Source organism: Mycobacterium sp. (genome assembly GCF_039583785.1).
Taxonomy (GTDB): Bacteria; Actinomycetota; Actinomycetes; order Mycobacteriales; family Mycobacteriaceae; genus Mycobacterium.
The window spans coordinates 1-1,771 of sequence record NZ_JAVKSG010000203.1; the positions used below are offsets into that span (position 1 = coordinate 1).

Here is a 1,771-nt window from a genome sequence, read left to right on the forward strand (position 1 = left end):
GTTTGCGCTCCGGGTTGTCTTTGACGGCTTTGTCGACGGCTTGCAGGTCGGGTAGGTATGTGGCGCCGTTTCGGGCGGCGTCGTAGTGGCGTTGCAGGCTTGCCGATCATCGAAGATCGCGCCCGGCTCGTTGGGGTGGGGGATGTTTTTGCCCGCCGCCCAGTCCGGGTGCTGGTTTTTCAGCGCGTCGGCCTGCGCGGCGGCGGCCTGGGCGTGGGCCAGTTCGTCAGCGAGGTGGCGCCGGTTGTAGTAGTCGTAGCCGCGATGGTCGGCGGGGTCGCACGGCATCCCCGGATGGTTGCCGATCATGTGGTCGTGGCTATAAAGCCAGTCTTTTTCTTCAGGGCTGAGCGTGTCCCATAGGTCGTGAAAGTGTGTCGGGTCCGCGGGCAGCGGCCCCGATAGCGCGGCGCGCACCCCGGGGCGGGTTTCGGCGGGACCGGTCGCCTCATTACCGCCGGTGGTGATCGCGCGGGCCAGGTCGGCGTCGGCGGTGTCGGCGTCGGCGAGGACCTTGGTGAGCCGCGCTTGAAGTTCGGCCTGACGCTGCCGATTGGTCGGGTGATCCATGTCGAGCCCGTCGCTGGGGCTCACCGTCCCGGTGGCGCGGTCGATCGCAAACCCCCATGTGTGGGCGTCGCGGTCGATGCCGCTCAAAGCGTCTTTGACGTTTTGCATCTCATCGGCCGATTTGCCGATCGCGAGGCCGGTGGCCTGCATTTCGTCGGTGTGCGCCACCAGGTGGGTGCCCAGTTTGTCCAGCGACGCCCGTGCGGCGTCCCCGGCGCTGCCCTGCCAGCTGGCGATCAACGGCAACCGGCTCAGCCCCTCGGTGACTTCCGCGGCGCTGGCACCCCGCTTACCCAACGCCGTGGACACCTGACGCACCGACCCCGCGTCCCAACGGTCGATGTCGACAAGGCTCAGCGTCATCAGATTTTGTCGGTGATACGGCCTGCACCGTCCTCATCGACAGTCGTGTATCGCCGGCCGGCGGCACGGAAAGCCTGCTCATGCCCGGCGATGGCGCCACACAACTGCTCGGTGGCGTCCTGCCACTCGGCGAGTTTGCCTTGCAGCGCCGCCGCCGAGGCCCCCACCCAGCCAGCGTGAGCATTCTGCTACCTCAGCATCAGCATCAGCGTGCGCGGCGCGCAGGTCCGCATGATGGATGCCCATACGCTCGGCCGAGATGTGCAGATCCATCGGATCGACTCTCAACGGTTCAGCCACCACGCCCACCTCCCTGCCGGTGTCCAGCACAGCATAACCGCCCCACCAGCAGGGGTTATGCACGAAATCGGCCGCCTCGGCGGTTCAGCGGGGTCGTGGATCGACGCGTTGTGATTGACCAGTTACCGTAGCGCGCAAGCCCGGCCGTTGAGGGCCGGGTTAGCGCATCAATTTCGGCCTACCGGGACCGCTCGGGGGCCGCGAGCAGCGCGGCGTGTAGGCGGGTGTGCGACACGAATGTAGGTGACGGAGGACGGCGCAAAGCCATCGTCGGTCAACGACTCAAACTGTCCGGCATGCGCTGGAACATCCCCGGCGCCACCGGCATCCTTACCCTGCGCTGCGCACAGGCCAGTAACCGCTTCGAACAAATCTGGACACATCCGCACAACCAGACCGCCACCGCCTAACCGGCCCAGAATCAAGATCAACAAAAACTACCTACAAATCTGTCGCACACCCAGCGGGGATGGAGCGGCCCGGATTTGTCGGTGGTGGCTGCGATGATGACGTTATGTCTTCGACCGCATCCGCCGGC

The 1,771-nt window shown here is 66.0% G+C and carries 2 pseudogenes; both read right to left on the minus strand.

The features are described from left to right. Window positions 1-933: pseudogene (locus ABDV69_RS21390) on the minus strand (hypothetical protein); the annotation flags it as partial. After that, window positions 933-1,103 (minus strand): annotated as a pseudogene (locus ABDV69_RS21395) (hypothetical protein); the annotation flags it as partial. The pseudogenes ABDV69_RS21395 and ABDV69_RS21390, both read right to left, overlap by 1 nt. Window positions 1,104-1,771: the final 668 nt, after the last annotated feature.